Here is a 20,832-nt window from a genome sequence, read left to right on the forward strand (position 1 = left end):
AACCACTCGGGTATTATAACTGACAGCTTCAGTAGGAATTGAGCGGACCAACCGCGCAAGGGAGGTGCCAGCAGGCGCAGTACCGGGATCCTGTTCCTGCATGCACGCAACACATGCCTTACAGGGGTCTGACATGACATTTCTCCGCACTTCGGTCTTCGCCTTGGCGGCCTTTGCCGCAACGCCCACCCTGGCTGACCTGACGCTCTATTCCGGCCGGGGCGAGCCGCTGGTCGCACCGATCATCGAGGCCTTTACCGCCCAGACCGGCATCACCGTCAATGTCCGCTATGCCGGAACCGCCGAACTGGCGGTCCTGCTGCAGGAAGAGGGCGATGCCTCGCCCGCGGATCTGTACTGGGCGCAGGATGCCGCCGCGCTGGGGTCGGTGGTGGACCTGTTTGCGCCACTGCCCGAGGCGCTGGTGGCCGATGTGCCCACCGCCTATCGCGACGCCGAAAACCGCTGGGTGGCCACATCGGGCCGGGGCCGGGTGCTGGCCTATTCGACCGAGCGGGTGGACGCGGCTGAACTGCCCGCATCGATCTTCGATCTGACGGATGAAAAATGGAACGGGCGCATCGCCCTGCCCGCGACCAATGGCTCTTTCCTGGCCCATGTCACGGCCATGCGCGTGACCCATGGCGAGGAGGCAACCGCCGAATGGCTGGCCGGGATCGCCGCCAACAACCCTGTCGCCGTGCGCAACAACACGGCCGGGATTCAGGCCATCGGCGATGGCGAGGCCGATGTGGCCGTGACCAACAACTATTATCTCAACCGCTTCCTGAACCGCGACGCCGAGTTTCCCGTGTCGCAGACCCTGTTTGCCAATGAAGGCGATATCGGCAACCTGCTGCTGGTGGCCGGAATGGGCGTGCTGAACAGCTCGGACCAGCAGGAACAGGCGCAAGCCTTCATCGAATTCCTGCTCTCGCCCGCCGCGCAGCAGTATTTCACCGGCGAAGTGTCCGAGTTCCCGATCATTCCGGGCACGATCGTCACCCGTCAGGATATCAACCTTGACGATGTGATCCGTGTTGCGCCAGAAGTCGACCTCAACACCATCGGCGATCTGGAAGGCACGCTGGAGATGATCCGCGCAGCCGGGCTGCTTTGAGCCTGACCACGACCATAAGCCCGCGTCTGTGGCGCCAACCACGGGCGCGGGTGATCTTTTCGGCCCTCGGTCTGATGATCGGGGGCCTGATGGTATTGCCGCTGATCTGGCTGGTGATGCGGGCGGCGCAGGCGGATATGGCGCAGGTGATCGACATGTTCACCCGTCCGCGCACGCTGCAACTGCTGGTCAATACCTTCCTGCTGGTGGTCTGCACGCTGGCGCTGGCCACGGCCATGGCGCTGCCCCTGGCCTGGCTGGTCAGCCGCACGAACCTGCGCGGGCGGCGGCTGGTCAACGTGCTGGCGGTGATCCCGCTGGCGGTGCCGGGCTATGTGATGGCCTATGCGCTGATCGGCCTGTCGGGCAATTTCGGCTTCATGAACCAGGTGTTCGGCTTTACCATTCCACGGCTGCAAGGGCTGCCCGGCGCCACGCTGGCGCTGTCGCTCTACACCTTTCCCTATATCTACCTGAACCTGCGCGCCGCCTTTGCGGGCCTTGACCAATCGCTGGAAGAAGCCGCGCGCGCCCTGGGCGCCACCCCGCGCGAGGTGTTCTTTCGCGTCACCCTGCCCCACCTCATGCCCGCGCTGATGGCGGGGTGGCTGGTGGTGGGGCTGTATGTCATCGGCGATTTCGGCGCCGTGGCGCTGATGCGGTTCGAGGTCTTCAGTTACGCCATCTATCTGCAGTATTCGGCCATGTTCGACCGGGTCTATGCGGCCTGGCTGGCGCTGATGCTGATTGCGATTGCGCTCTCCGTGGTCTGGTGGGAAAGCCGCCTGCGCGAAGGCGCGCATTATGCGCGCACCGGCTCCGGTGCGGGCAGCGCGCGGCGGCTGATGACGCTGCCGCCGCTGGCGCAGGTGCTGGGCTGGGCCTTTGTGGCGGTGGTGGTGCTGGCCTCGATCGGTCTGCCGATCGCGGTGCTTAGCTTCTGGATGGTGCGGCTGGATGATCTGCCGGGTGTGCTGCCTGCGCTGTTCCGCGCCTTTTCGCAATCGCTGTCGGTGGCGGCACCGGCGGCGCTGATGGCGGCGGCCATGGCGCTGCCGGTGGCGGTGCTGGCGGTGCGCTACCCCTCGCCGCTGTCAACCTTCATCAACCGGCTGGCCTTTGTCGGCTATGCGGTGCCAGCGCTGGCCTTTGCGCTGGCCTTCGTGTTCTTCTCGCTCCACGGGGCGCGGTTCCTGTATCAGACGCAGTTCCTGCTGGTCATGGTCTATGGTCTGAGCTTCCTGGCGCTGGCGCTGGGGCCGATCCGCTCGGCGCTCTATCAGGCGCGGCCTTCGGTCGAGGAATCGGCCCGCGCGCTGGGCCATGGGCCGCTGTCGGTCTTTGCCCGCGTCACCCTGCCCACCATCCGCCCCGGCGTGGTGGCGGGGATGGTGCTGGTCTTTGTCATCGCCATGAAGGAGCTGCCCATCGCCTTTCTGCTGGCGCCCACCGGGTTCCGGCCCCTGTCGATCACCATGTTTTCGCGCACCTCCGAGGGGATGTTGATGGAAGCCGCGCCCTATGCGGCAGCGATCATGGTGTTTTCCGCCCTTTTCGTGGGCTTCGTTCTGCGCCATGACAAGAAGACCTGATATCGCCCGAGGATCCATGAACAGCCTGCCCAAAGCCCTGTCCTTCAAGATGCCCGCCGAGGCCACGCCGCTGGGATACCGCGCGCGGCCCACCAAGGTGCTGCTGGAGGTCGCGGGCCTGCGCAAGCATTTCCCCCATGGCGATGCGCCGGCGGTGGAACGGGTGGGATTTTCCCTGGGCGAGGGCGAGATGCTGGCGCTGCTGGGCCCTTCGGGCTGCGGCAAGACCACCACGCTGCGCATGATCGGCGGGTTCGAAGTGCCGGACGCGGGCACCATCAGTTTGCGCGGACGCGACATCACCCGCCTGCCGCCCGAGGCCCGCGGGATCGGTTTTGTCTTTCAGGATTATGCGCTGTTCCCGCATCTGGATGTGCTGGAGAATGTCCGCTTCGGCCTGCGCAAGATGTCGCGGGCCGAGGGTGAGGCCCGCGCGCGCGAGATGCTGGCGCTGGTGGGGTTGTCGGGGCTGGAGCGGCGCCGCCCGCATGAGCTTTCGGGCGGGCAGCAGCAGCGCGTGGCGCTGGCGCGCACGCTGGCGGTGGCACCGCCCCTGGTGCTGATGGATGAGCCGTTTTCCAACCTGGATGCCGCCATGCGGGTGGAAACCCGGCAGGAGGTGCGCAAGCTGCTGAAGTCCTCGGGCTCGGCCGGGATACTGGTGACCCATGATCAGGAGGAGGCGCTGGCCATTGCCGACCGGATTGCGGTGATGGAGGCGGGCCGGGTGGTGCAGATCGGCACGCCGGACGAGATCTATCTGAACCCGGTGTCGGAATTCGTGGCCTCGTTCCTGGGGCGGTCGAACATCCTGCGCGGGACGGCGAACGGGATGCGGGTGGATACGAGCTTTGGCACGCTGCCGCTGTCGCGCGCGGCCAATGGGGCGGTCAATCTGGCTGTGCGGCCCGAGCAGATCATGCTGGAGCCGGATGCGGAGGGGCCGGCCTCGGTCGTGGGGCGCGAGTTCCGGGGGCATGATCAGCTGTATTGGGTGCAGGAGGGCGAGCGCTGCATGCTGGTGATCTCTGGCCCCGGGGCGAATATCGAGATCGGCGCGCGGGTGCGGTTGCGCATCTGCGATTGCGTGGTGCCGCTGGTCTGAGGGGCGGTGATCTGGCGGAGCGCGCGATGCGCGCACGCCTTCTGGCACTGCGTGCGGGGTCAGGGGGCATTCTGCCCCCTCTGCGCGTGCCGCGCATTCACCCCCGGAGAGTATTTTTCGGCATGAAAATTGGGTGAGTTGGCTCAGGGCGTGATGTGGCCGGTGCTGCGCAGGAAATCGGTGAGCAGGGCGGCATAGGCTTCGGGGGCCTCGACACAGGGCAGATGGCCAGTGCCGCGCAGGAGTTCGAAGCGCGCGCCGGGAATGAGCGCGAGGGTTTCGCGCATCAGATCCGGCGGGGTGGAGCCGTCATGATCGCCACCGATGCCAAGCGTGGGCAGGCGCAGGGTGGCGGTGGTGGTGTAGAAATCCGTGCCGGCGATGGCGGCGCAGCAGCCTGCGTAACCGGCGGCGGGGGTGCGGGTGAGCATGTGGCGCCAGGCGGTCAGCGCGGGGGTCTTGCGGAAGTCCGGGGAGAACCAGCGCTCCATCACCGGGTCGGCGAGGGGCTCGATCCCGTGGGTTTCGACGGTGGCGATGCGGTCGCGCCAAATGTCGGGCGTGGCGATCTTGGCGGCGGTGTTCGACAGGACCATGGCGCGGATCAGGTCCGGGCGTTTGACCGCCAGCCCCTGGGCGATCATGCCGCCGATGGAGAGGCCGACGAAGAGGCAGTCCGTGACGCCCAGATGGTCCAGCAGGCGTTCGGTATCGCGGATCAGCTGGCCCATGGAATAGGGCGCGGGGGGCGTGTCCGACAGGCCGTGGCCACGGCGGTCATAGCGGATGTATTTCAGCGAGGGCGGGAGCAGCGGGATCACCTGATCCCAGAGCCGCAGGTCCGTGCCCAGCGAGTTGGAGAAGACCACCGGCGCGCCTTTGGGGGTGCCGTCGATGCGGTAGTGCAGGCGGATGTCGCCCAGGTCTGCGATCTGCATGTCAGTCCTCCGTGCTCAATGCCTGGATGAAGCGCGAGCGGTCCACATTGCCGCCCGAGGCGATGACGATCACCGCATCGCCTTGCAGCGCCTGGGGCTGGAACAGGGCGGCGGCCAGGGCCACGGCGCCGCCGGGTTCGATCACCAGTTTCAGCCGCGCGAAGGCTTGGGCCATGGCGCGCAGGGTGTGATCATCTGGGACCACCAGCCCCGGGCCGCAGAGGCGTTGCAGAACCGGGAAGGTCAGCGCGCCGGGGGTGGGGGTGACGATGGCATCGCACAGGCCCATGCGCGCATCGTTGGACAGCCGCTGACCCGCGGCCAGCGAGCGGGCGGTATCGTCGAAGCCCTGGGGTTCGACCGGGCGGACGCGCAGGCCGGGGACGGTTTCGGCCAGGGCCAGGGCCACGCCGGCTGTCAGCCCGCCGCCGCCGCAGGGGATCAGCACATCGGCGCTGTGGACGCCGTCCTCGGCCGCCTGTTGGGCCAGTTCCAGCCCGGTGCTGGCCTGCCCGGCGATCACCTGCGGGTCGTCGAAGGGGCGGATCAGGGTCAGGCCGTGGCGCGCGATCAGAGCGGCGCCGATCTCCTCGCGCGGTTCGGTGGCGCGGTCATGCAGGACCAGTTCGGCGCCCAGCGCGCGGGTGGCCTCGATCTTGGTCTGCGGCGCGTCCGCGGGCATGACGATCACCGCGCGCACCCCGTGCATCCGTGCGGCCAGCGCCACCCCCTGCGCGTGATTGCCCGAGGACCAGGCCAGCACACCGCGCGCGCGTTCCGCCGCCGACAGGGCCGACACAGCCGCGAAGCCGCCACGGAACTTGAAGCTGCCGGTATGCTGGAGGCATTCGGCCTTGACCAGCACGCGCCGTCCCGCCAGCGCATCCAGAAAGTCCGAGGACAGCAGCGGCGTGCGGCGCACCACCCCGGCCAGCCGCGCGGCGGCATCGGCGATCAGGGCGGCATCGGGGGCCGCCCGGGGTTCGGCCAGCGTGGTCACAGGCAATTCCCCAGCCATTCATGGATCGCGCGCAGCGATTCGGGTTCATCGAGGAAGGGCACATGGCCGCGATCGGGGACCTCGGCATGGACCATGTCCGGGCGGCGGGTGCACATGGCCTCGGCGGTCTCGGTGGTCAGCAGGCCGGAATTGGCGCCCCGGATCAGCGCCATGGGCAGGTCCGCGCAGGCGTCGAACATCGCCCACAGATCGCCGGTGCCGCCGGTCATGGCGGCCATGAAGGCATCGCGCAGGGCGGGGTCATAGGTCAGGTCAAGCCCCTGTTCGGTCTGGATGAAACGGCGGCGCGCCTCCTGAAACCAGCGCTCGGGGGGGACATTGGCGAACTCGTCCGAGTTATGCTCCAGCGCCACGGCGGCGGCGGCATGGGTGCGCGCGGCGGGGGTGCGGCCGAGATACTGGGCGATCCGGTCCAGCGCCCCGGGTTCGATCACCGGGCCGACATCGTTCAGGCAGATGCCGCGCAGCCGATCCGGCGCGGTGGCGCCCAGATACATGCCGATGATCCCCCCGCGCGAGGTGCCCAGGAGTGCCGCGCGCTCCACCCCCAGATGGTCCAGCAGGGCGAGGGCATCGGCAGCCTCGGTCGGCACGGTGTAGGTGTCGGCGCCGGTCCAGTCGGACTGGCCGCGGCCACGGTAATCCATGCGGATCAGGCGCAGGGGCGGCAGGTGCGGCTCCAGATAGTCGAAATCGCGGCCATCCCGGGTCAGCCCGGCCAGACACAGCAGGGCCACGCCATGGCCCTCGTCGCTGTAATGCAGGCGGGCGCCGTCGGGGGCGGTGAAATGCGGCATGATCAATCCCTTTTGATGATATCGGGCAGGGGCGAGAGGTCGCCCAGAACCTGCGCCGGGCGGGCGGCGAGGCGGTCCATGGGCGCGCCCTCGCGGTTGACCCAGAGGCTGTGAAACCCGAACGCCGCCGCCGAACAGGCGTCCCAGCTATTGGCCGAAACAAAACCCACCTGCGCGGGCGGCAGGCCCAGATGGCGTTCGACCAGCGCATAGACCTGCGGGGCGGGTTTGAAGATGCCGACCTCTTCGACCGAGATCACGGCGCTCAGCGCCTCGCCGATCCCGGCCGAGGCGATGGCATCGGCCAGCATCGCGGGCGATCCGTTGGACAGGATCGCGCAGGGCATACCTCGCGCGCGCAGGGCGGCCAGCACGGAGGGCACCTCGGGGTAGGCGGGCAATTCGCGATAGAGCGCCAGCAGGCGGGTGCGCAGGGCCGGTTCGCTCAGCTCTGCGGCATCGAGCGCCCAGTCCAGCGCATCGGCAGTGACCTGCCAGAAATCCGCATGGGTGCCGCTCAGCCCCCGCAGCCAGGTGTATTCCAGCTGCTTGCGCCGCCAGTCCGCGGCCAGTTGCGGCCAACGGGCCACCCAGTCCGCGCCCTCATCCTGCGCCGCTGCGGCGCGCGCGGCCCCGGCCACATCGAACAGGGTGCCATAGGCATCGAAGACACAGGCATTCACGGGCATGGGCGGGCGCTCCTTCGCGCCCATGATTTGCACAGGCTGGCCCCGGGGAAAAGGGGGGCGCGCGCGCCGGGGTTTATCCCTGGGCCGATCCGGGCTATATTGACGATGAGACAGGAGCACCCGCGCAGATCATGCGGCCTCCGTGAATTCACCTTTTCCCAAATGAAGGATACCCCATGACCCAGGCCAAATCTGGCGATACCGTTCGATTCCACTACACCGGCACGCTGGAGGATGGTTCGGTATTCGACAGCTCGGACGGGCGCGACCCGCTGGAATTCAAGCTGGGCGAAGGCCAGATCATCCCCGGGCTGGAACAGGCCATCGAAGGCATGTCCAGCGGCGAACAGAAAACCGTGACCATTCCCGCCGACCAGGCCTATGGCCCCTATCAGCCGCAGGCGCGCCAGGGCATCCCGCGTGAACAGATCCCGGACCATATCCCGCTGGAGATCGGCACCCGGCTGCAGGTCCAGACCCCGGATGGCAACCCCATGCCCGTCACCGTGGCCGAGGTCAGCGACGAAGTGGTGGTGCTGGACGCCAACCACCCGCTGGCCGGCAAGGATCTGACCTTTGCGGTCGAGGTTGTCGAGGTCGGCTGACCTGCCCTTTTCGAATTCGCGGGCTGGCTTGACCCTGATCAAGGCAGCCCGCCGCGCATTGCGACAGTCTGGGCCGTCACAAGGAGGTGGCCCATGACATCACTGGACGAACGCCGCAAGCAACTGCAATCCCGCCGCGCCGAGCTTGTCGCCCGCATGCAGGCGGTGGAGGAAGAGCTTGAATCCCATGCCGACCCGGATTGGGAGGATATGGCCGTCGAGCGTGAAACCGATGAGGTTCTGGAGGGCATGGGCCTGAGCGCCCAGACCGAAGTTGCCCGAATCGATGCAGCGTTGAAGCGGGTCGAAGCCGGCGAATACGGCATTTGCGTGAAATGCGGCGCGACCATCAGCGAAGCACGGCTGGACCTGGTCCCGTTCACCCCCTTCTGCCGCCACTGCGCGGCCTGATCCCTGCCCTGCTTTTCGCGCGTCCCCCGGGGCGCGCGTGCTGGTTTTCAAGGCAACCGCGAGCGCATCGTCGCGCACCGGGTGAAATGATGCGTGTTGCGGTTGTCATGGTTGCGATGGCGTGGTTGTATACAGGTATCCAGACCCCGTAGGATATCTTTTACACATGCCCACGCGCCAGCCTGCCCACCGCACCGAACCCGCCACTGCCCCCGATCCGAAGGAAGACGGCGCGCCCGGTCTGGCCCTGCGTCCGGTCGATCTGGACGGGCAGGCAAAGGGGCGGCTGTTTCTGGCCGCGATGCCGGGCCGGTCCGGCGGCACCGCCACCGACCTGGACCGGATCGCCGCCCGGAAGGTTGGCGCGATCCTGTGCCTTGCCGACCCGGCCGAAGTCACCGCATTGTCACCTGAATATGCGAACGCCTGGACCAGCGGTCAGGGGCTGTCCGCCGACCGGCTGAACCACCCGATCCCGGATTTCGGCATCCCGCAGGATATGGAAAGGTATCGCGACATGACCCGCCAGATCGCAGAGCGGCTGCGCCAGGGCGACAGGGTTCTGGTCCATTGCGCCGCCGGAATCGGGCGCACGGGCATGACGGCAATTGCGGTGCTTTGCGCCCTGGGGCTGGACCCGGACCGCGCGCGCCAGCAGGTGGCAGAGGCCGGATCAGGCCCCGAAACCCCCGCACAAAAGGCCTTCCTTCAGGAGCTTGTGGGCAAATGCTAGAGATCGAGGGGCTGACCCGGAAGTTCGGGGATACGATCGCCCTGGACGCGGTCTCGCTGCGCATCGCCCCGGGGGAATTCGTGGGTGTGATCGGGCGATCGGGGGCGGGGAAATCCACGCTGTTGCGGCTGATCAACCGCCTGGTAGAGCCCAGCGCCGGAAGAATCGTTTTCGACGGCGCCGATGTCACCGCCAAGCGCGGCGGTGCCTTGCGCGACTGGCGGCGGCAGGCGGCGATGATCTTTCAGCAATTCGCCCTGGTGGATCAGCTCAGCGTGCTGGAAAACGTGCTGGTGGGGCGGCTGGCCCTGACCCCGCGCTGGCGCACCTGGACGCTGCAGTTCAAAGCCGAGGACCGCGCCCTGGCGATCGAGGCGCTGGACCGGCTGGACATGGCGCAGCACGCGCTCAAACGCGCCGATGAACTGTCCGGCGGGCAGCAGCAGCGCGTGGCCATCGCCCGCGCCCTGGTGCAGGAGCCGCGGCTGATCCTGGCCGACGAGCCCGTGGCCTCGCTGGATCCGCGCAGCACGGCGGCGGTGATGGGGGCTTTGAAACGGATCAATGCCGAGGACGGGCTGCCGGTGCTGTGCAACCTGCACCATATTGATCTGGCGCGCGACTATTGCACCCGGATCATCGGGGTGCGCCGCGGGCAACTGGTGTTCGACGGCCCGGTTGAGGCGCTCGATGATGCTGCCATCCGTTCGATCTATGACCAGTAGCGCCGCGCAACCCTCCGGCGATGCCGTCGCCATGGTCGAGGCCCGCCGCGCCGAACTGCGCGCGGCGAAGCGCCGCCAATCCTTGCTGCTGCTGGTGGTTCTGGCCGTGGCGGTGCTGGTGGCGGGGCATCTGGGCGAGGTCTCGTGGCAGAAATTCGTCGACGGGCTGCCGCGCTTTGGCCGCTACATCATGCGCACCATGCCGCAGCTGTCGCTGGAGAGCTTCGGCGCGGATATGTCCCGCTGGATGTGGAATTTCCGCGTCTGGGTGGGGCTGTTGGTGGATACGGTGCTGATTGCCTTCGTGGCCACGACCCTGGGCGTGGCGGGGGCGTTTGCGTTGTGTTTTGCGGCCTCGGATAACCTTGCGCCCAACAGCATCGTCTATCATGCCGCCCGGCGCACTCTGGAAGTGTTGCGCACGGTGCCGGAACTGGTCTTTGCGCTGCTCTTTGTCTTTGCCTTTGGCCTTGGGGCCATGGCCGGGGTGCTGGCGATTGCGCTGCATACCATGGGCGTGCTGGGCAAGCTGTTTTCCGAGATCAACGAGACCGTATCCGACCGCGCGCTGGAGGGCGTTGTGGCGGCCGGGGCCGCGCGCGGGCAGGTGATCCGTTATGGCGTGGTGCCCCGCGTCCTGCCGGGCTTTATCAGCTACACGCTGCTGCGGTTCGAAATCAACGTGCGCTCGGCCTCGGTCATCGGCTTCGTGGGCGCGGGCGGGATCGGACAGGAGCTGATGTTCGTCATCAACCAGTTCATCTATCGCGACATCAGCGCGATCTTGCTGTTGCTGATCATCACCGTGGCGCTGGTGGATATCCTCAGCGAATGGCTGCGCCATCGCATCATCGGCGGGGAGTTGCAGCGATGACCCCGCCCGATACCCGGCGCCTGGAGGATCTGGCGCAGAAATACCCCGGCACGGTGCGCCCCAGGCCCCTGACGCTCTGGCGGCGCCGGACGCTGATCATCGCTTTCCTGATCGCCTTTCTGGCCGCGGCACAGGCGTTGGGGCTGGCACCGGGGGCGTTTTTCTCGGGGTTGAGCGATCTGGGCATCATCACCCGCCAGATGTGGCCGCCGACCAGCAAGGGGTTCTTTGTCGAATACCTCCATGCTCTGGCCGAGACTGTGGCGATTGCCTTTCTGGGCACCATCGCGGCCAGCATCATCTCGGTCCCGCTGGGGTTTCTGGGCGCGCGCAATGTGGTGCGCAACGGGTTCATCCATTTCGGGCTGCGCCGCGCGCTGGATATCGTGCGCGGGGTGGATGTGCTGATCTGGGCGCTGATCTTCGTGTCTGTGGTGGGGCTTGGACCCTTTGCCGGGATCCTGGCGATCGCGCTCAATGACACGGGCGTTCTGGCCAAGCTCTATGCCGAAGCGGTGGAGAATGCCGACCGCCGCGCGGGCGACGGGGTGCGGGCGGCGGGCGGCGGGCAGGCGGATGTGGCGCGGCTGGCGATCTGGCCGCAGGTGTTCCCGGTCTTCCTGTCCAACAGCCTGTATTTCTTTGAGGCCAACACCCGTTCTGCCACGATCCTGGGCGTGGTCGGCGCCGGGGGGATCGGGTTCTTTCTGGCCGACCGCATCCGGGTCAATGCCTGGAGCGATGTGGCCTTCATCATCCTGATGATCCTGCCCACGGTGGCGCTGATCGACTGGCTGTCACGCTATCTGCGCCGCAAGGCGCTGGGGCGTGCGGCGCGCGATCCGGCCCCGGTGGCCGAAACCTGATCCATTGGCGGCTCCCGCCGCGCCCTCCTGACAGCATAAAGCGCCCCCGAGCCGCGCCCCACCCACCCACCCGCGCGCCTCGGGGGCGCTGCGGTGTCTTGGATGGGCCACCGCAGGCGCCGCACCCTGTGGGGCATGAAAAAGGCCCGGGCGATCATGCCCGGGCCTTCATGGAATGGCTGCCGATAAAGATCAGTTGCCGCGCTGGCGCAGCATTTCCTCGCGCATGGCGATGCTGTCCTCGAAGGCTTCATGGCCGACCTCGACCAGATGCGTCCAGGAGCCGACGCTCACAATCTCGATCCGTTCCGGGTCGCGCTCGTGGAATTCGGTCAGCGCGGACAGCAGCTCGGCTTTCAGGTCATCGGGCATCGAGCCGCGCACCGACCAGGCGTCCGAGGGGATCAGCGGGCTTTCCCAGATGACCTTGACGGCGCCTTCCTCGATCTCGCCGCGGTCGGTCATGCGCTGCACGGCGCCATTGTCTTCGGAGTAATGCCAGGTGGCCGCCGCGTCATAGGTGCCGCGCACCACCGCCAGGATGCCGTTGTCATGGCTGCCGGAAAACCCGGTGGAGGCGAAATGCCCCTGCGCGAGCCCCAGCTGGCCGAGGTAGAAATTCGGCACCAGATAGCCCGAGGCCGAGTTCGGATCGGCGAAGGCAAGGGTCTGGCCGGCCAGATCCTCAAGCGATTCGGCCTCGCTGTCGCCGGCCACGACCACCACGGCATAATAGCCACGATCGCCGGTACGCGACACGGCGTGGGCCAGCGGCTCCAGATCGCCCTCCAGCACGTCATAGGCCGAGGCATAGGCCGCAGCGCCGAACATGGCCATATCGGCCTCGCCCGCGTCCATGGCCTGGATGATGCCGCTATAGGCGCTGGCCATGCGCAGGGTCACGGGCACGCCAAGCTGTTCGGACAGGTAATCGGCGAAGGGCTGCCACCGGCGGGCGCCTTCCTCGGCGTTTTCGATGGGCGGCAGGCCGATGGTGAGCGAGTCATACTGCGCCCGCCAGTCGGCAGCAGCCGGAAGGGCGGTGCCGAGGGACAGGATGGCCACACTGGCCAGAAGGGTTCTGCGCTTCATGGGATTGGTCTCCGTGCTGGATCCGGGTTTCGGATGGGCGGACAGGGGCTGTGACCCTGTATACAGGTTCATAGCAATCTGGCGCAGATCGGTAAAGCAAAGCTTCCATGACACCGGACCCACCTGCCGCGGCGCGGAAGCGATTGCGTGTTTTCTGTGCAGTTGGCGCGGGCGCGGGGTTTCAGGGCGCAGGGCGCGCAGCGGTCGCGGCAAACGCGGACAGCACCGGCCCGGCATCGGTCTGCGTGGCAATCGCCGCAAAAGCCTGTGACAGGGCCGCATGCTGCGCCGCCAGTTCCGCCGCCCCGAACCCTTGTGACCGGCGAAGCATCCGCCAATGAGCGGCGGCATGGGCCTCGGCCAGGATCGGATCCTCGATCAGCGCCGAAAGCAATGGAATCAGCGCCGCGCGCAGGTCGAAATGCTGCGCGAAGGTAAAGCTGTCCAGGGCGATGGCGTCCAGCGACATGGCCAGCCCGCGCAATGCAAACAGCGGCTGCGTCGGCACCGGGCGGGTGGCGGTGGCGGCAGCCAGTTCGATGATCCCGCGCAGCACGTCGAAATCGCGCGGGCCGCTGGCCGGGTCCAGGGGTGCGACCACAGTTCCCACCCCGGAGCGTGTCTGCACCAGATGCTCATAGGACAGCCGTTGCAGCGCGTGGCGGATCGGCGTCCGGCTGACGCCGAATTCCGCCGCCAGCTTGTTTTCATGCAGCAGATGCTCCACCCCCGGATCGGCGGTGCAGATCCGCAGCCGCAGGGCGTGAACAATGCTGTCCAGCCGCGATGTCTCCGGTCCGGCGAAATACTCTGATGATCGGTTCATGGATCAGCCCTGATGATGCGCAGGCAGATGGTCGCCGCCAGTGGAGTTGATATACAGAGTTGACCGTGAAACAGCAACGTGGCACAACCCCGATGGCGGAGACCTGCCCATGAGCGATGCGTTTGCAACCGTCCCGCTGGGGGCAGGCAGGGTCCATCTGCTGGGCTGGCCGGGGCTGCGCAAGGGGCATGACGGGCGCGGCTGGATCGACCCCGAAGACCGGGACGAGGCACTGGCCCGCCTGCGGCAACAAGGGTGCCATGCGCTCTTTGCCCTGACCGAACACCATGAACTGCCCAGGGGAACCCGCGCCGGGCTGCGTCACGCGGCGGAGCGGGGCGGGATCATGCTGTGGTCTGCGCCCATCCGGGATTTCCAGCCGCCGGATGCGCGCTTCATGCGCCGCTGGCACGCCCGGTTGCAGCGGCAGGCGGCCGCTGTTCACGCAGGCGGCCAGGTTGCCTTCTGCTGCATGGCCGGCGCCGGGCGCAGCGGCACGCTGGCCGCGCTGGTGATGGTCATGGGGGGCATCGCGCGCGCCGACGCCATCGCCGTGATCCGCGCCGCCAACCCCCAGGCCATCGAAAGCCCCGCGCAAGAGGCCTGGCTGACCGCCCTGCCCTTCGGCCGATGATGCATCCCGGCTGGCCGGCGCCATGCGCCGGGCAGCGCGCCCCCGAGGCGCGCGGGTGGGCGGGTGGGGCGCGGCTCGGGGGCGCGTTGGCACCGTTGCAGGCAGCCCTCCGCCGGGGATCAGCCCCCGCCGCGCCCCGCCCGCACCTGCCAGATCGTCTTGGCCAGGATCACCATTGCCACCACCACGATCAGCAAAACCGATATCGCCGCGATCGCCGGGTCGATATTGTCGCGCAGCCCCATCCACATCAGCCGCGGCAGAGTCACCGCCTCGATCGAGGTGATGAAGAGCGTGACCGCGATCTCCTCCCAGGACAGCACAAAGGTCAGGAACAGCGCGGCGAACAGGCTGAAGCGGATATTGGGCAGGATCACCCGGACCACCCGCGTCCACAGCCCCGCCCCCATGGAGCGCGCCGCCAGATCCATCCGCCGGTCCAGCTGCGTCAGCCCCACCGAAATCAGCACCACCGCAAAGGGCGACACCATCACCACATGCGCCAGCACCACCCCCGCCCAGCGGTCATAGGCGATGATCTCGTTGAATTGCGACAATGACACCAGAAAGAAATACAGCGTCAGCGCCGAGACCACCGGCGGCGCCACCATGGGCAACAGCGCCAGCCCCATCAGCAACCCCGAAAACCGCGGCTGCAACACCCAGATGCCGATGGCAAAGGCCGCCGCCAGCGCCGTGGACAGCAGCGCCGAGGCCAGCCCCACCCGCACCGACAGCCACGCCCCCTGCCCCCAGACCGGGTTTTCCACCAGCGCCCGGTAATGGCGCAGGGACCATTCGTCAGTGGGGATGGACAGGAACCGCGTGGGCGTGAAGCTGACCGGGACCACCGCCACCAGCGGCATCATCAGGAACACCGCCAGCAACGCGGCAATGCACCCTGCAAGAAGTCCAGGACGCAGGGTCATCGCGGGGTCGTCCTTTCTCCGAACTGGCGCAAAAGCATGGCGATCAGCGCGCCCACACCCACCATCAACACCACGCTCAGCGCGGCGGCCAGCCCCCAGTCGGGGCTTTGGAACAGGCGCAGATAGATCAGCTCGGCCACCATGACGCTGCGCCCCCCGCCCAGAATGGCAGGCGTGATGAAGAAGCCCAGCGCGAACACAAACACCAGCAGCGCCGCGCCCAGAATGCCAGGCCGCGTCATCGGCACAAATATCTGCCAGAAGATCCGCGTGCGCGAGGCACCAAAGCTGCGCGCCGCCATCAGCACGCGCTCATCCACATTGCGCATGGATGCAGCGATGGGAAACACCGCAAAGGGGATCAGGAAATGCACCATCCCCACGATCACCCCGAATTCGTTTCGCACCAGCACCAGCGGCCATTCGATGATCCCCAGCCCCTGCAGCCAGGTGTTCACCAGCCCGCGGTTCGAGAGCATCGCCAGCCAGCCAAAGGCCCGCGTCAGCACCGAAATCCAGAAGGGGATGAGGATGCACAGCTCTACCAGCAACCGCCCCACCGGGCCGCTGCGCACCCAGATCAGCGACAGCATATAGGCCGCCGCAACGGTAATCACCGTCACCAGCGCGCAGATGCGCAGCGTGCGCCACAGCACGCTTTGCACCAGCGGATCAGCCAGCACGGCCCTATAATTCTGCACCCCCGGTTCCGGCAGGGTGAAGCTCCAGCGCATCACGCCCAGAAAGGGGATCAGATAGGCCGCCGCCAGAAACAGCAGCAGCGGGCCAAGGAGGATCGCGTGGCGACGGGTCATGGGGCGGGTCCTTCAGGCCCGCCGCCCCCGGGCGGGGGGCGGCGGTGCAGCCGGCCAATCAGGCCGAGATGATGCGCAGGTATTCGTCCAGCGCGGCGCCGTAGTTTTCTTCATACCAGGCCATGTCCAGCGGGATCTGCACGGCAAAGTTCTCCGGGTCCACCGGGTTGAAGCGGGCTTCCTCGGGCGCCAGCAGCGCGTCGGCTTCGGGGTTTGCGGGCCCCTGCGCCATCATGCGGAACATGACCAGCTGCTTTTCCGGATCCTGGGCCGAGGCGATGAACTCCATCGCGGCCTCGGGGCCCGCCGGGTTGTTGGCCAGCACACCGAAGGCGCCGGGCGCCACCAGCCCCTCATCCCAGATGAAACCGATCTCGCCGCCCGAGTCTTCCTCGATCAGCTTGGCGCGGGTGGACCAGATCAGCGCCATGGAGGCATCGCCGTTCAACAGCAGCGACTGGCTTTCCGCCCCGCCGCCCCAGAAGCCGATGACATTGCCCTTGAAGGCGTCGATCTTGGCATGCGCGCGCTCCAGGTCCAGCGGATAGAGCTCATCGCGCGGGACGCCATCGGCCAGCAGCGCGGCTTCCCACATACCCACGCCCCACTGATACATGGCGCGGCGGCCGGGGTATTTCTCCACATCGAAGAAATCGGCCATGCCCTTGGGCGGATCGTCCCCGAAGCGGCGTTTGTCATAGGCGATGATGTAGCTGTAGAAATAGGCCGAGGCCGAGTAGTCCCAGCCGAACCCTTCGCGCATCTTGCCGCGGTCCACCACGTCATAGTCGATGGGGGTCATCAGCCCGCGCGCCCCCAGCGCCTCGGCCGAGAACGGGTCCACATCGACCACATCCCAGCTGGGCCGCCCGGTTTCGGCCTGCGCGGCAATCGCGCCCTCGGTCGGCCCCGAGCCGTCCTGCCGCACGACGATGCCGGTCGCGGCCTCGAACGCCTCGCCATAGGCGGCGGTATAGGCCGGGCCGGCATCGCCGCCCCAGTTCACCATGACCAGCTGCGAGGGCTGGGCGCTGGCCGGGCCTGCGCGCATCCCCAGCGCGGTGGTGCCCATGAGCATGGCCAGCCCGGTGGCGAATTCGCGCCGGGTGATCTGGCCGCGCGCCAGCCGGGTCTTCAGGATATCAAGCGCGTCTTTCTGGAATGGTCCGTGCATTTTCGTGGTCTCCCAGGTTGGTTATGCGGTCTTGTCTTGGGGGCGCCTGCTACAGCAGCACCCCGCGTTCAGGCGCCCATGTTGCCCAAAGCGTGGCCCCCGGCGCCAGGCCGGGCGGCGTTTCGGCGGTGGGCAGGCTCAGCACCATGGCGGCGCCGCCGGGGCCGCGCAGCTCCAGCTTGGTGGTGGCGCCCAGATAGGTCAGGTCCAGCAGGGTGGCGGGCACGGCGTTGCCCGTAGCGGGTTCGGCCAGTGAAAGGCCCATGTATTCCGGCCGGATGGCCAGATCGCCGCTGCGCCCGGCGCCGGGCAGAGTGATCGCGCGGCCCTCGATCTGGCCATCCTTCAGGGTCAGGATGTTGATATCGCCCAGGAATTCCGCCACAAAGCGGTTTTCCGGGCGTTCATAGACCTCACGCGGGGGGGCGAGTTGCTGCAGCCGCCCGGCATCAAAAATGGCGATGCGGCTGGACAGCGTCAGCGCCTCTTCCTGATCGTGGGTGACAAAGACGAAGGTGGTGCCGGTTTCACGGTGCAGGCGGCGCATCTCGCCCTGCATCTGGGCGCGCAGGTTGCGGTCCAGGGCGGAAAACGGCTCGTCGAACAGCATCACGGGCGGTTCATAGGCCAACGCGCGGGCCAGCGCCACGCGCTGCTGCTGCCCGCCCGAAAGCCCGGCCGGGCGCTTGTGGCCATGCCCGCCCAGGCCCACCATTTCGATCATCTGGTCCACGCGGGCGCGGATCTGCGCGCTGCTGCGGCGCTGGACCTTCAGCGGGAAGGCGATGTTTTCGGCAACCGTCATGTGCGGGAACAGCGCATAGCCCTGAAACACCATGCCAAACCCGCGCGATTCGGCGGGCATGCCGGTCATGTCCTTGCCATCCAGCGTCAGGGTGCCGGTGGTCGGCGGTTCGAACCCGGACAGGATCATCAGGAAGGTGGTTTTGCCGGACCCGGATGGCCCCAGCAGCGTCAGGAATTCACCCCGCGCGATGGTCAGCGAGATATCCTCCAGCGCGGTGAAGGTGCCGAAGCGCTTGCCGATGCCGGTTGCGCCGATTTCTGCCGCTCTGGTTTGCGTCACTGTATCCCGCACGCCCCTGTCCTGTTGCCCGGGTCCTGCTGCCCGCCTGTGCCCTGTAGCGTAGGGACCGGTGCAACCTCATGGCAACCGAAAGTTTTTCGCCCGGTTGTGAAACGGAATTTGCCGTTCTGACCCTGCCCGATTCTCCAGCAACTCGCCCCGCAACCAGTCGCGAAAGGCAGCGCTGGCGGGATTGCCGGCCTTGTCCTGCGGCAGGATGATGAAATAGGACTGCGCCGAACGCACCGCCAGATCGAAGGGTCGCACCAGTTGCCCGGCGGCCATGGCCTGCTGACAGATGAACACATCGCCCATGGCCACCCCCTGCGCCATAAGCGCCGCGGCAAAGACAAGGTTCATGTCCGAAAAGCTGATCCCCCGCCGGGCCGAGGGGCGCGGCAGACCGGCCAGGCGGAACCAGGCCTCCCAATCCTCGAAATCATGCAGGTGCAGCAGTTCCACCCGCATGAGGTCCGCAGGCTCCTCCAGCCCGCCGATCCGGTTGAGCAGGATGGGGCTGCAGACGGGGACGAAATCAACCTCGACCAGCAGTTCGGCCTCCATGCCCGGGGCTTCGCTGTTGCCGAAGGTGATGAACAGGTCCACATCCGGGTTGGACGTGTCATCCAGTCGCCGCGGGGTGACGATGGACAGCGTCACATCCGGAAAGGCGCGGGCAAACCCGCCAATGCGCGGACACAGCCAGGAGGACGCAATCCCCGGCGGGCAACTGACGGTCAGCATCCCCGTGACCCCGCGCGCCGCATTGCGCATGGCCGCGCCCGAAATCATGCCCAGCGCGCGGCGCACTTCCTCGGCATAGGCGGCGCCCTGGGGGGTCAGCTCCACCCGCGTGCCGTTGCGGTTCAGCAGGCGGAAGTCCAGCGTGTTCTCCAGCAGCCGCAACTGGTGGCTGACGGCGCTGCGGGTCAGGTTCAGCTCCTCGGCGGCCTGCCAGACGGTGCCGTGGCGGGCGAAACATTCCAGCGCGCGCAGCGCCTGGGTAGAGGGGATGCGGGGCATGGGCGGCTCCGTTCTGTGCGCACCAGATTAGCGGGGCGCGCAGGCGCTGACCAGCGCCAAGGTGAACAGGATTTGCCGATGGCGGAAAAAGGTTTCACTGGCGGGACTCGCGGCGGGCGGCTACCGCTGGGGCATGGCAGTAGAGGAGAGCGCCGTGCCCGCAGCCCCGTTCACCCCCGCGCAAAACACCGCGCTGGCCGCGCTGGCCGCGCGCGGTGCGGAGATTTCGGACTGGTGCGCCACCATCTTCGACTTCGGCGAAACCGCCTGGCGCGAGTATCGCTCGGCCGAGTGGTATGTGCAGCGCCTGCGGGATGAGGGGTTCACGGTCGAGGAAGGCTCGGGCGGGATGCCCACGGCGTTTTGCGCAGAATGGGGCAACGGCGACGGCCCGGTGATCGGGCTTTATGCGGAATATGACGGCATCCCCGGCAACTGTCAGGCGCGCGAACCCCGCCGCGCCCCGCGCCCCGGGCTGGGGTTCCAGGCGGGCGGGCACACCGACCCGCATTCCGGGCTGGGCATGGCGGGCCTTGGCGCCGCGCTGGCGATCAAGGCGGCGATGGAACGTCACGGGATCAAGGGCGGCATCCACTTCACTGGTGAGCCGGCGGAGAAGCTGCGCGGATCAAAGCCCATCCACGCCGCGAAGGGCTATTACGACGGGCTGGCGGCGATCCTGTCCTTCCACCCCTTCTACATGGCACCGCTATGCAATACCGTGCGCTGGGACACCCATTGCGGCGCGGCCTATGGCATGGTCTATCGCTTCATCTGCGACGCGCCGGAACGCTGGGGCGCCCATGACGCCTCTGGTAGCGGGGCGCCCATCCCGCAGGCGCACAGCGCCGTGCGCGCCCCCGGCGCGGGCGAGGCGCTGACCCTCATGTTCACCGCCTCCAAGGCGCTGCGTGACTCGATGCTGCCCCATACCGGCGGCTGGTCGATCTCCGAGGCGGTGCTGACCCATACCCAGGCCACCGCCGACAACCTGCCCGCAGGCCTGGCCGAGCTGCAATACATGATCCGCACCCCCACCCTGGCCATGGCCGAGGCCGCAACGGCCGCGCTGGACCGCAACGCCGAAGCCGCCGCCGCCATGACCGGCTGCCGGTGGGAGCGGCACTGGGTCAGCAAATCCCGCCCCGGTCTGGCCAATCACGCCATGGCCGGTGCGGTCTGGGAGAACCTGCGCAGCCTTGGCGCGCCCGAATGGGGCCCGGATGCCCGTGCCATCGCCCAATCCATCCAGCGTGAGCTGGGGTTGGAGCCCATGGCCGACCCTTTCATCCCCGAAATGACCCAACTGCTGGCCCCGCAAGAGGCCGAGGCCGCGCTGCGCCGTGACCTGCCGCCCAGCCAGAGCCATTCCACTTCCGACGACTATACCGACATGTGCTGGCACGCCCCCACGGCGCGGTTCTACATCGCCCGCCCGGCCTTGCGCGCGCCCGAAGGCTACGCCTATCCCGCCTGGGTGATGAATGCGCTGGGCGGCATCCCCGCCACCATCGACCCGATGGTGCGCCGCGCCGCGCAGGTGCTGGCCACCACCGGGCTGCGAGTGCTTGAAGATGCCACCCTGCGCGCCGACGCCGCGCAGGAGTTCACCCGCCGCACCGGCGGCGGCATCGGCGGCAGCGACTGGCTGGCGCCGCTCTGCGATTATGACCCGCCCATTCATTTCCGCTGGCCCGAGTATGTGACCACGCCCCGCGGGCATGACTGGTGGATCCCCTCCACCATGCCCCATGCCTGACCCCTGCAACCCGGAGA

General features: G+C 67.6%; 22 protein-coding genes. 11 read left to right on the top strand and 11 right to left on the bottom strand.

From position 1 onward, the window contains the following. Positions 1 to 133 precede the first annotated feature (133 nt). From HUK65_RS10520 to HUK65_RS10530, 3 genes are read left to right on the top strand one after another with little or no spacing between them, the layout of a single operon-like run. A complete protein-coding gene (locus tag HUK65_RS10520; RefSeq protein WP_179906126.1) occupies positions 134 to 1,120 on the top strand; it encodes an extracellular solute-binding protein in 987 nt (328 codons plus the stop codon). Continuing rightward, the gene (locus HUK65_RS10525) at positions 1,117 to 2,712 is read left to right on the top strand and encodes an ABC transporter permease (RefSeq protein WP_235441896.1); all 1,596 of its coding nucleotides are present in this window, start codon (positions 1,117 to 1,119) and stop codon (positions 2,710 to 2,712) included. The genes HUK65_RS10520 and HUK65_RS10525 overlap by 4 nt, the downstream gene beginning before the upstream one ends. A 16-nt stretch (positions 2,713 to 2,728) precedes the next feature. Next, positions 2,729 to 3,817 carry an ABC transporter ATP-binding protein gene (locus HUK65_RS10530; RefSeq protein ID WP_235441897.1) on the top strand — a complete coding sequence of 363 codons (1,089 nt, stop codon included), beginning with the start codon at positions 2,729 to 2,731 and terminating at the stop codon, positions 3,815 to 3,817. A 143-nt stretch (positions 3,818 to 3,960) separates the two neighbouring features. Here HUK65_RS10530 and pcaD read toward each other — a convergent pair whose 3' ends face one another. Genes pcaD through HUK65_RS10550 form a run of 4 tightly spaced genes read right to left on the bottom strand, consistent with a single transcriptional unit; the run spans position 3,961 to position 7,262 of the window. Continuing rightward, positions 3,961 to 4,755, bottom strand: coding sequence for a 3-oxoadipate enol-lactonase (gene pcaD, locus HUK65_RS10535; RefSeq protein WP_179906127.1), 795 nt, complete (start codon positions 4,753 to 4,755; stop codon positions 3,961 to 3,963). A 1-nt stretch (position 4,756) separates the two neighbouring features. Continuing rightward, positions 4,757 to 5,773 carry a threonine ammonia-lyase gene (locus tag HUK65_RS10540; RefSeq protein ID WP_179906128.1) on the bottom strand — a complete coding sequence of 339 codons (1,017 nt, stop codon included), beginning with the start codon at positions 5,771 to 5,773 and terminating at the stop codon, positions 4,757 to 4,759. Beyond that, entirely contained in the window at positions 5,752 to 6,573 is an 822-nt protein-coding gene (locus HUK65_RS10545; RefSeq protein ID WP_235441898.1) for an alpha/beta fold hydrolase, read from the bottom strand. Before HUK65_RS10545 ends, HUK65_RS10540 begins: the two co-directional genes overlap by 22 nt. Before the next feature lie 2 nt (positions 6,574 to 6,575). Next, on the bottom strand, positions 6,576 to 7,262 hold the full coding sequence (locus HUK65_RS10550) for a haloacid dehalogenase type II (protein ID WP_179906129.1): 687 nt from the start codon (positions 7,260 to 7,262) through the stop codon (positions 6,576 to 6,578). 176 nt (positions 7,263 to 7,438) lie between these two features. Here HUK65_RS10550 and HUK65_RS10555 point away from each other — a divergent pair, with 176 nt between their 5' ends. The 6 genes from HUK65_RS10555 (at position 7,439) to phnE (HUK65_RS10580) (ending at position 11,476) form a co-directional block, all read left to right on the top strand. Continuing rightward, positions 7,439 to 7,867, top strand: coding sequence for an FKBP-type peptidyl-prolyl cis-trans isomerase (locus HUK65_RS10555; RefSeq protein WP_179906130.1), 429 nt, complete (start codon positions 7,439 to 7,441; stop codon positions 7,865 to 7,867). Positions 7,868 to 7,960: 93 nt separating this feature from the next. Continuing rightward, on the top strand, positions 7,961 to 8,278 hold the full coding sequence (locus HUK65_RS10560; protein ID WP_179906131.1) for a TraR/DksA family transcriptional regulator: 318 nt from the start codon (positions 7,961 to 7,963) through the stop codon (positions 8,276 to 8,278). Positions 8,279 to 8,444: 166 nt separating this feature from the next. Next, positions 8,445 to 9,011 carry a protein-tyrosine phosphatase family protein gene (locus HUK65_RS10565; protein ID WP_179906132.1) on the top strand — a complete coding sequence of 189 codons (567 nt, stop codon included), beginning with the start codon at positions 8,445 to 8,447 and terminating at the stop codon, positions 9,009 to 9,011. Next, on the top strand, positions 9,005 to 9,736 hold the full coding sequence (phnC, locus tag HUK65_RS10570; RefSeq protein WP_179906133.1) for a phosphonate ABC transporter ATP-binding protein: 732 nt from the start codon (positions 9,005 to 9,007) through the stop codon (positions 9,734 to 9,736). Before HUK65_RS10565 ends, phnC begins: the two co-directional genes overlap by 7 nt. Beyond that, a complete protein-coding gene (gene phnE, locus HUK65_RS10575; protein ID WP_179906134.1) occupies positions 9,726 to 10,610 on the top strand; it encodes a phosphonate ABC transporter, permease protein PhnE in 885 nt (294 codons plus the stop codon). The genes phnC and phnE (HUK65_RS10575) overlap by 11 nt, the downstream gene beginning before the upstream one ends. Beyond that, positions 10,607 to 11,476: a phosphonate ABC transporter, permease protein PhnE gene (phnE, locus tag HUK65_RS10580; RefSeq protein WP_179906135.1), complete on the top strand. Its 870-nt coding sequence runs from the start codon at positions 10,607 to 10,609 to the stop codon at positions 11,474 to 11,476. The genes phnE (HUK65_RS10575) and phnE (HUK65_RS10580) overlap by 4 nt, the downstream gene beginning before the upstream one ends. A 192-nt stretch (positions 11,477 to 11,668) precedes the next feature. Here the strand turns inward: phnE (HUK65_RS10580) and phnD are convergent, their stop codons facing one another. Together phnD and HUK65_RS10590 are read right to left on the bottom strand one after the other, a co-directional pair. Then, on the bottom strand, positions 11,669 to 12,568 hold the full coding sequence (gene phnD / locus HUK65_RS10585) for a phosphate/phosphite/phosphonate ABC transporter substrate-binding protein (protein ID WP_179906136.1): 900 nt from the start codon (positions 12,566 to 12,568) through the stop codon (positions 11,669 to 11,671). A 181-nt stretch (positions 12,569 to 12,749) separates the two neighbouring features. Next, positions 12,750 to 13,394 (bottom strand): GntR family transcriptional regulator, encoded by a 645-nt coding sequence (locus HUK65_RS10590; protein WP_179906137.1) that lies wholly within the window; start codon positions 13,392 to 13,394, stop codon positions 12,750 to 12,752. 109 nt (positions 13,395 to 13,503) lie between these two features. Between HUK65_RS10590 and HUK65_RS10595 the strand changes: the two genes are divergently transcribed. Then, positions 13,504 to 14,028 (top strand): phosphatase domain-containing protein, encoded by a 525-nt coding sequence (locus HUK65_RS10595; RefSeq protein WP_179906138.1) that lies wholly within the window; start codon positions 13,504 to 13,506, stop codon positions 14,026 to 14,028. A gap of 119 nt (positions 14,029 to 14,147) precedes the next feature. Here the strand turns inward: HUK65_RS10595 and HUK65_RS10600 are convergent, their stop codons facing one another. The 5 genes from HUK65_RS10600 to HUK65_RS10620 form a co-directional block, all read right to left on the bottom strand. Then, on the bottom strand, positions 14,148 to 14,957 hold the full coding sequence (locus HUK65_RS10600) for an ABC transporter permease (protein ID WP_179906139.1): 810 nt from the start codon (positions 14,955 to 14,957) through the stop codon (positions 14,148 to 14,150). Next, complete coding sequence (locus HUK65_RS10605; RefSeq protein ID WP_179906140.1) at positions 14,954 to 15,772, bottom strand: ABC transporter permease; 819 nt, start codon at positions 15,770 to 15,772, stop codon at positions 14,954 to 14,956. Before HUK65_RS10605 ends, HUK65_RS10600 begins: the two co-directional genes overlap by 4 nt. Positions 15,773 to 15,830: 58 nt before the next feature. Then, positions 15,831 to 16,946: an ABC transporter substrate-binding protein gene (locus tag HUK65_RS10610; RefSeq protein ID WP_179906141.1), complete on the bottom strand. Its 1,116-nt coding sequence runs from the start codon at positions 16,944 to 16,946 to the stop codon at positions 15,831 to 15,833. 49 nt (positions 16,947 to 16,995) lie between these two features. Beyond that, entirely contained in the window at positions 16,996 to 18,033 is a 1,038-nt protein-coding gene (locus tag HUK65_RS10615) for an ABC transporter ATP-binding protein (protein ID WP_179906142.1), read from the bottom strand. Between the two features lie 78 nt (positions 18,034 to 18,111). Beyond that, a complete protein-coding gene (locus tag HUK65_RS10620) occupies positions 18,112 to 19,056 on the bottom strand; it encodes a LysR substrate-binding domain-containing protein (protein WP_179906143.1) in 945 nt (314 codons plus the stop codon). Positions 19,057 to 19,210: 154 nt separating this feature from the next. On the opposite strand from HUK65_RS10620, the gene HUK65_RS10625 reads away from it, so the two are divergent. Beyond that, positions 19,211 to 20,815 (top strand): zinc-binding metallopeptidase family protein, encoded by a 1,605-nt coding sequence (locus HUK65_RS10625; protein WP_327787105.1) that lies wholly within the window; start codon positions 19,211 to 19,213, stop codon positions 20,813 to 20,815. Positions 20,816 to 20,832: the final 17 nt, after the last annotated feature.

Source organism: Rhabdonatronobacter sediminivivens (assembly GCF_013415485.1).
In the GTDB taxonomy this organism is placed as follows: domain Bacteria; phylum Pseudomonadota; class Alphaproteobacteria; order Rhodobacterales; family Rhodobacteraceae; genus Rhabdonatronobacter; species Rhabdonatronobacter sediminivivens.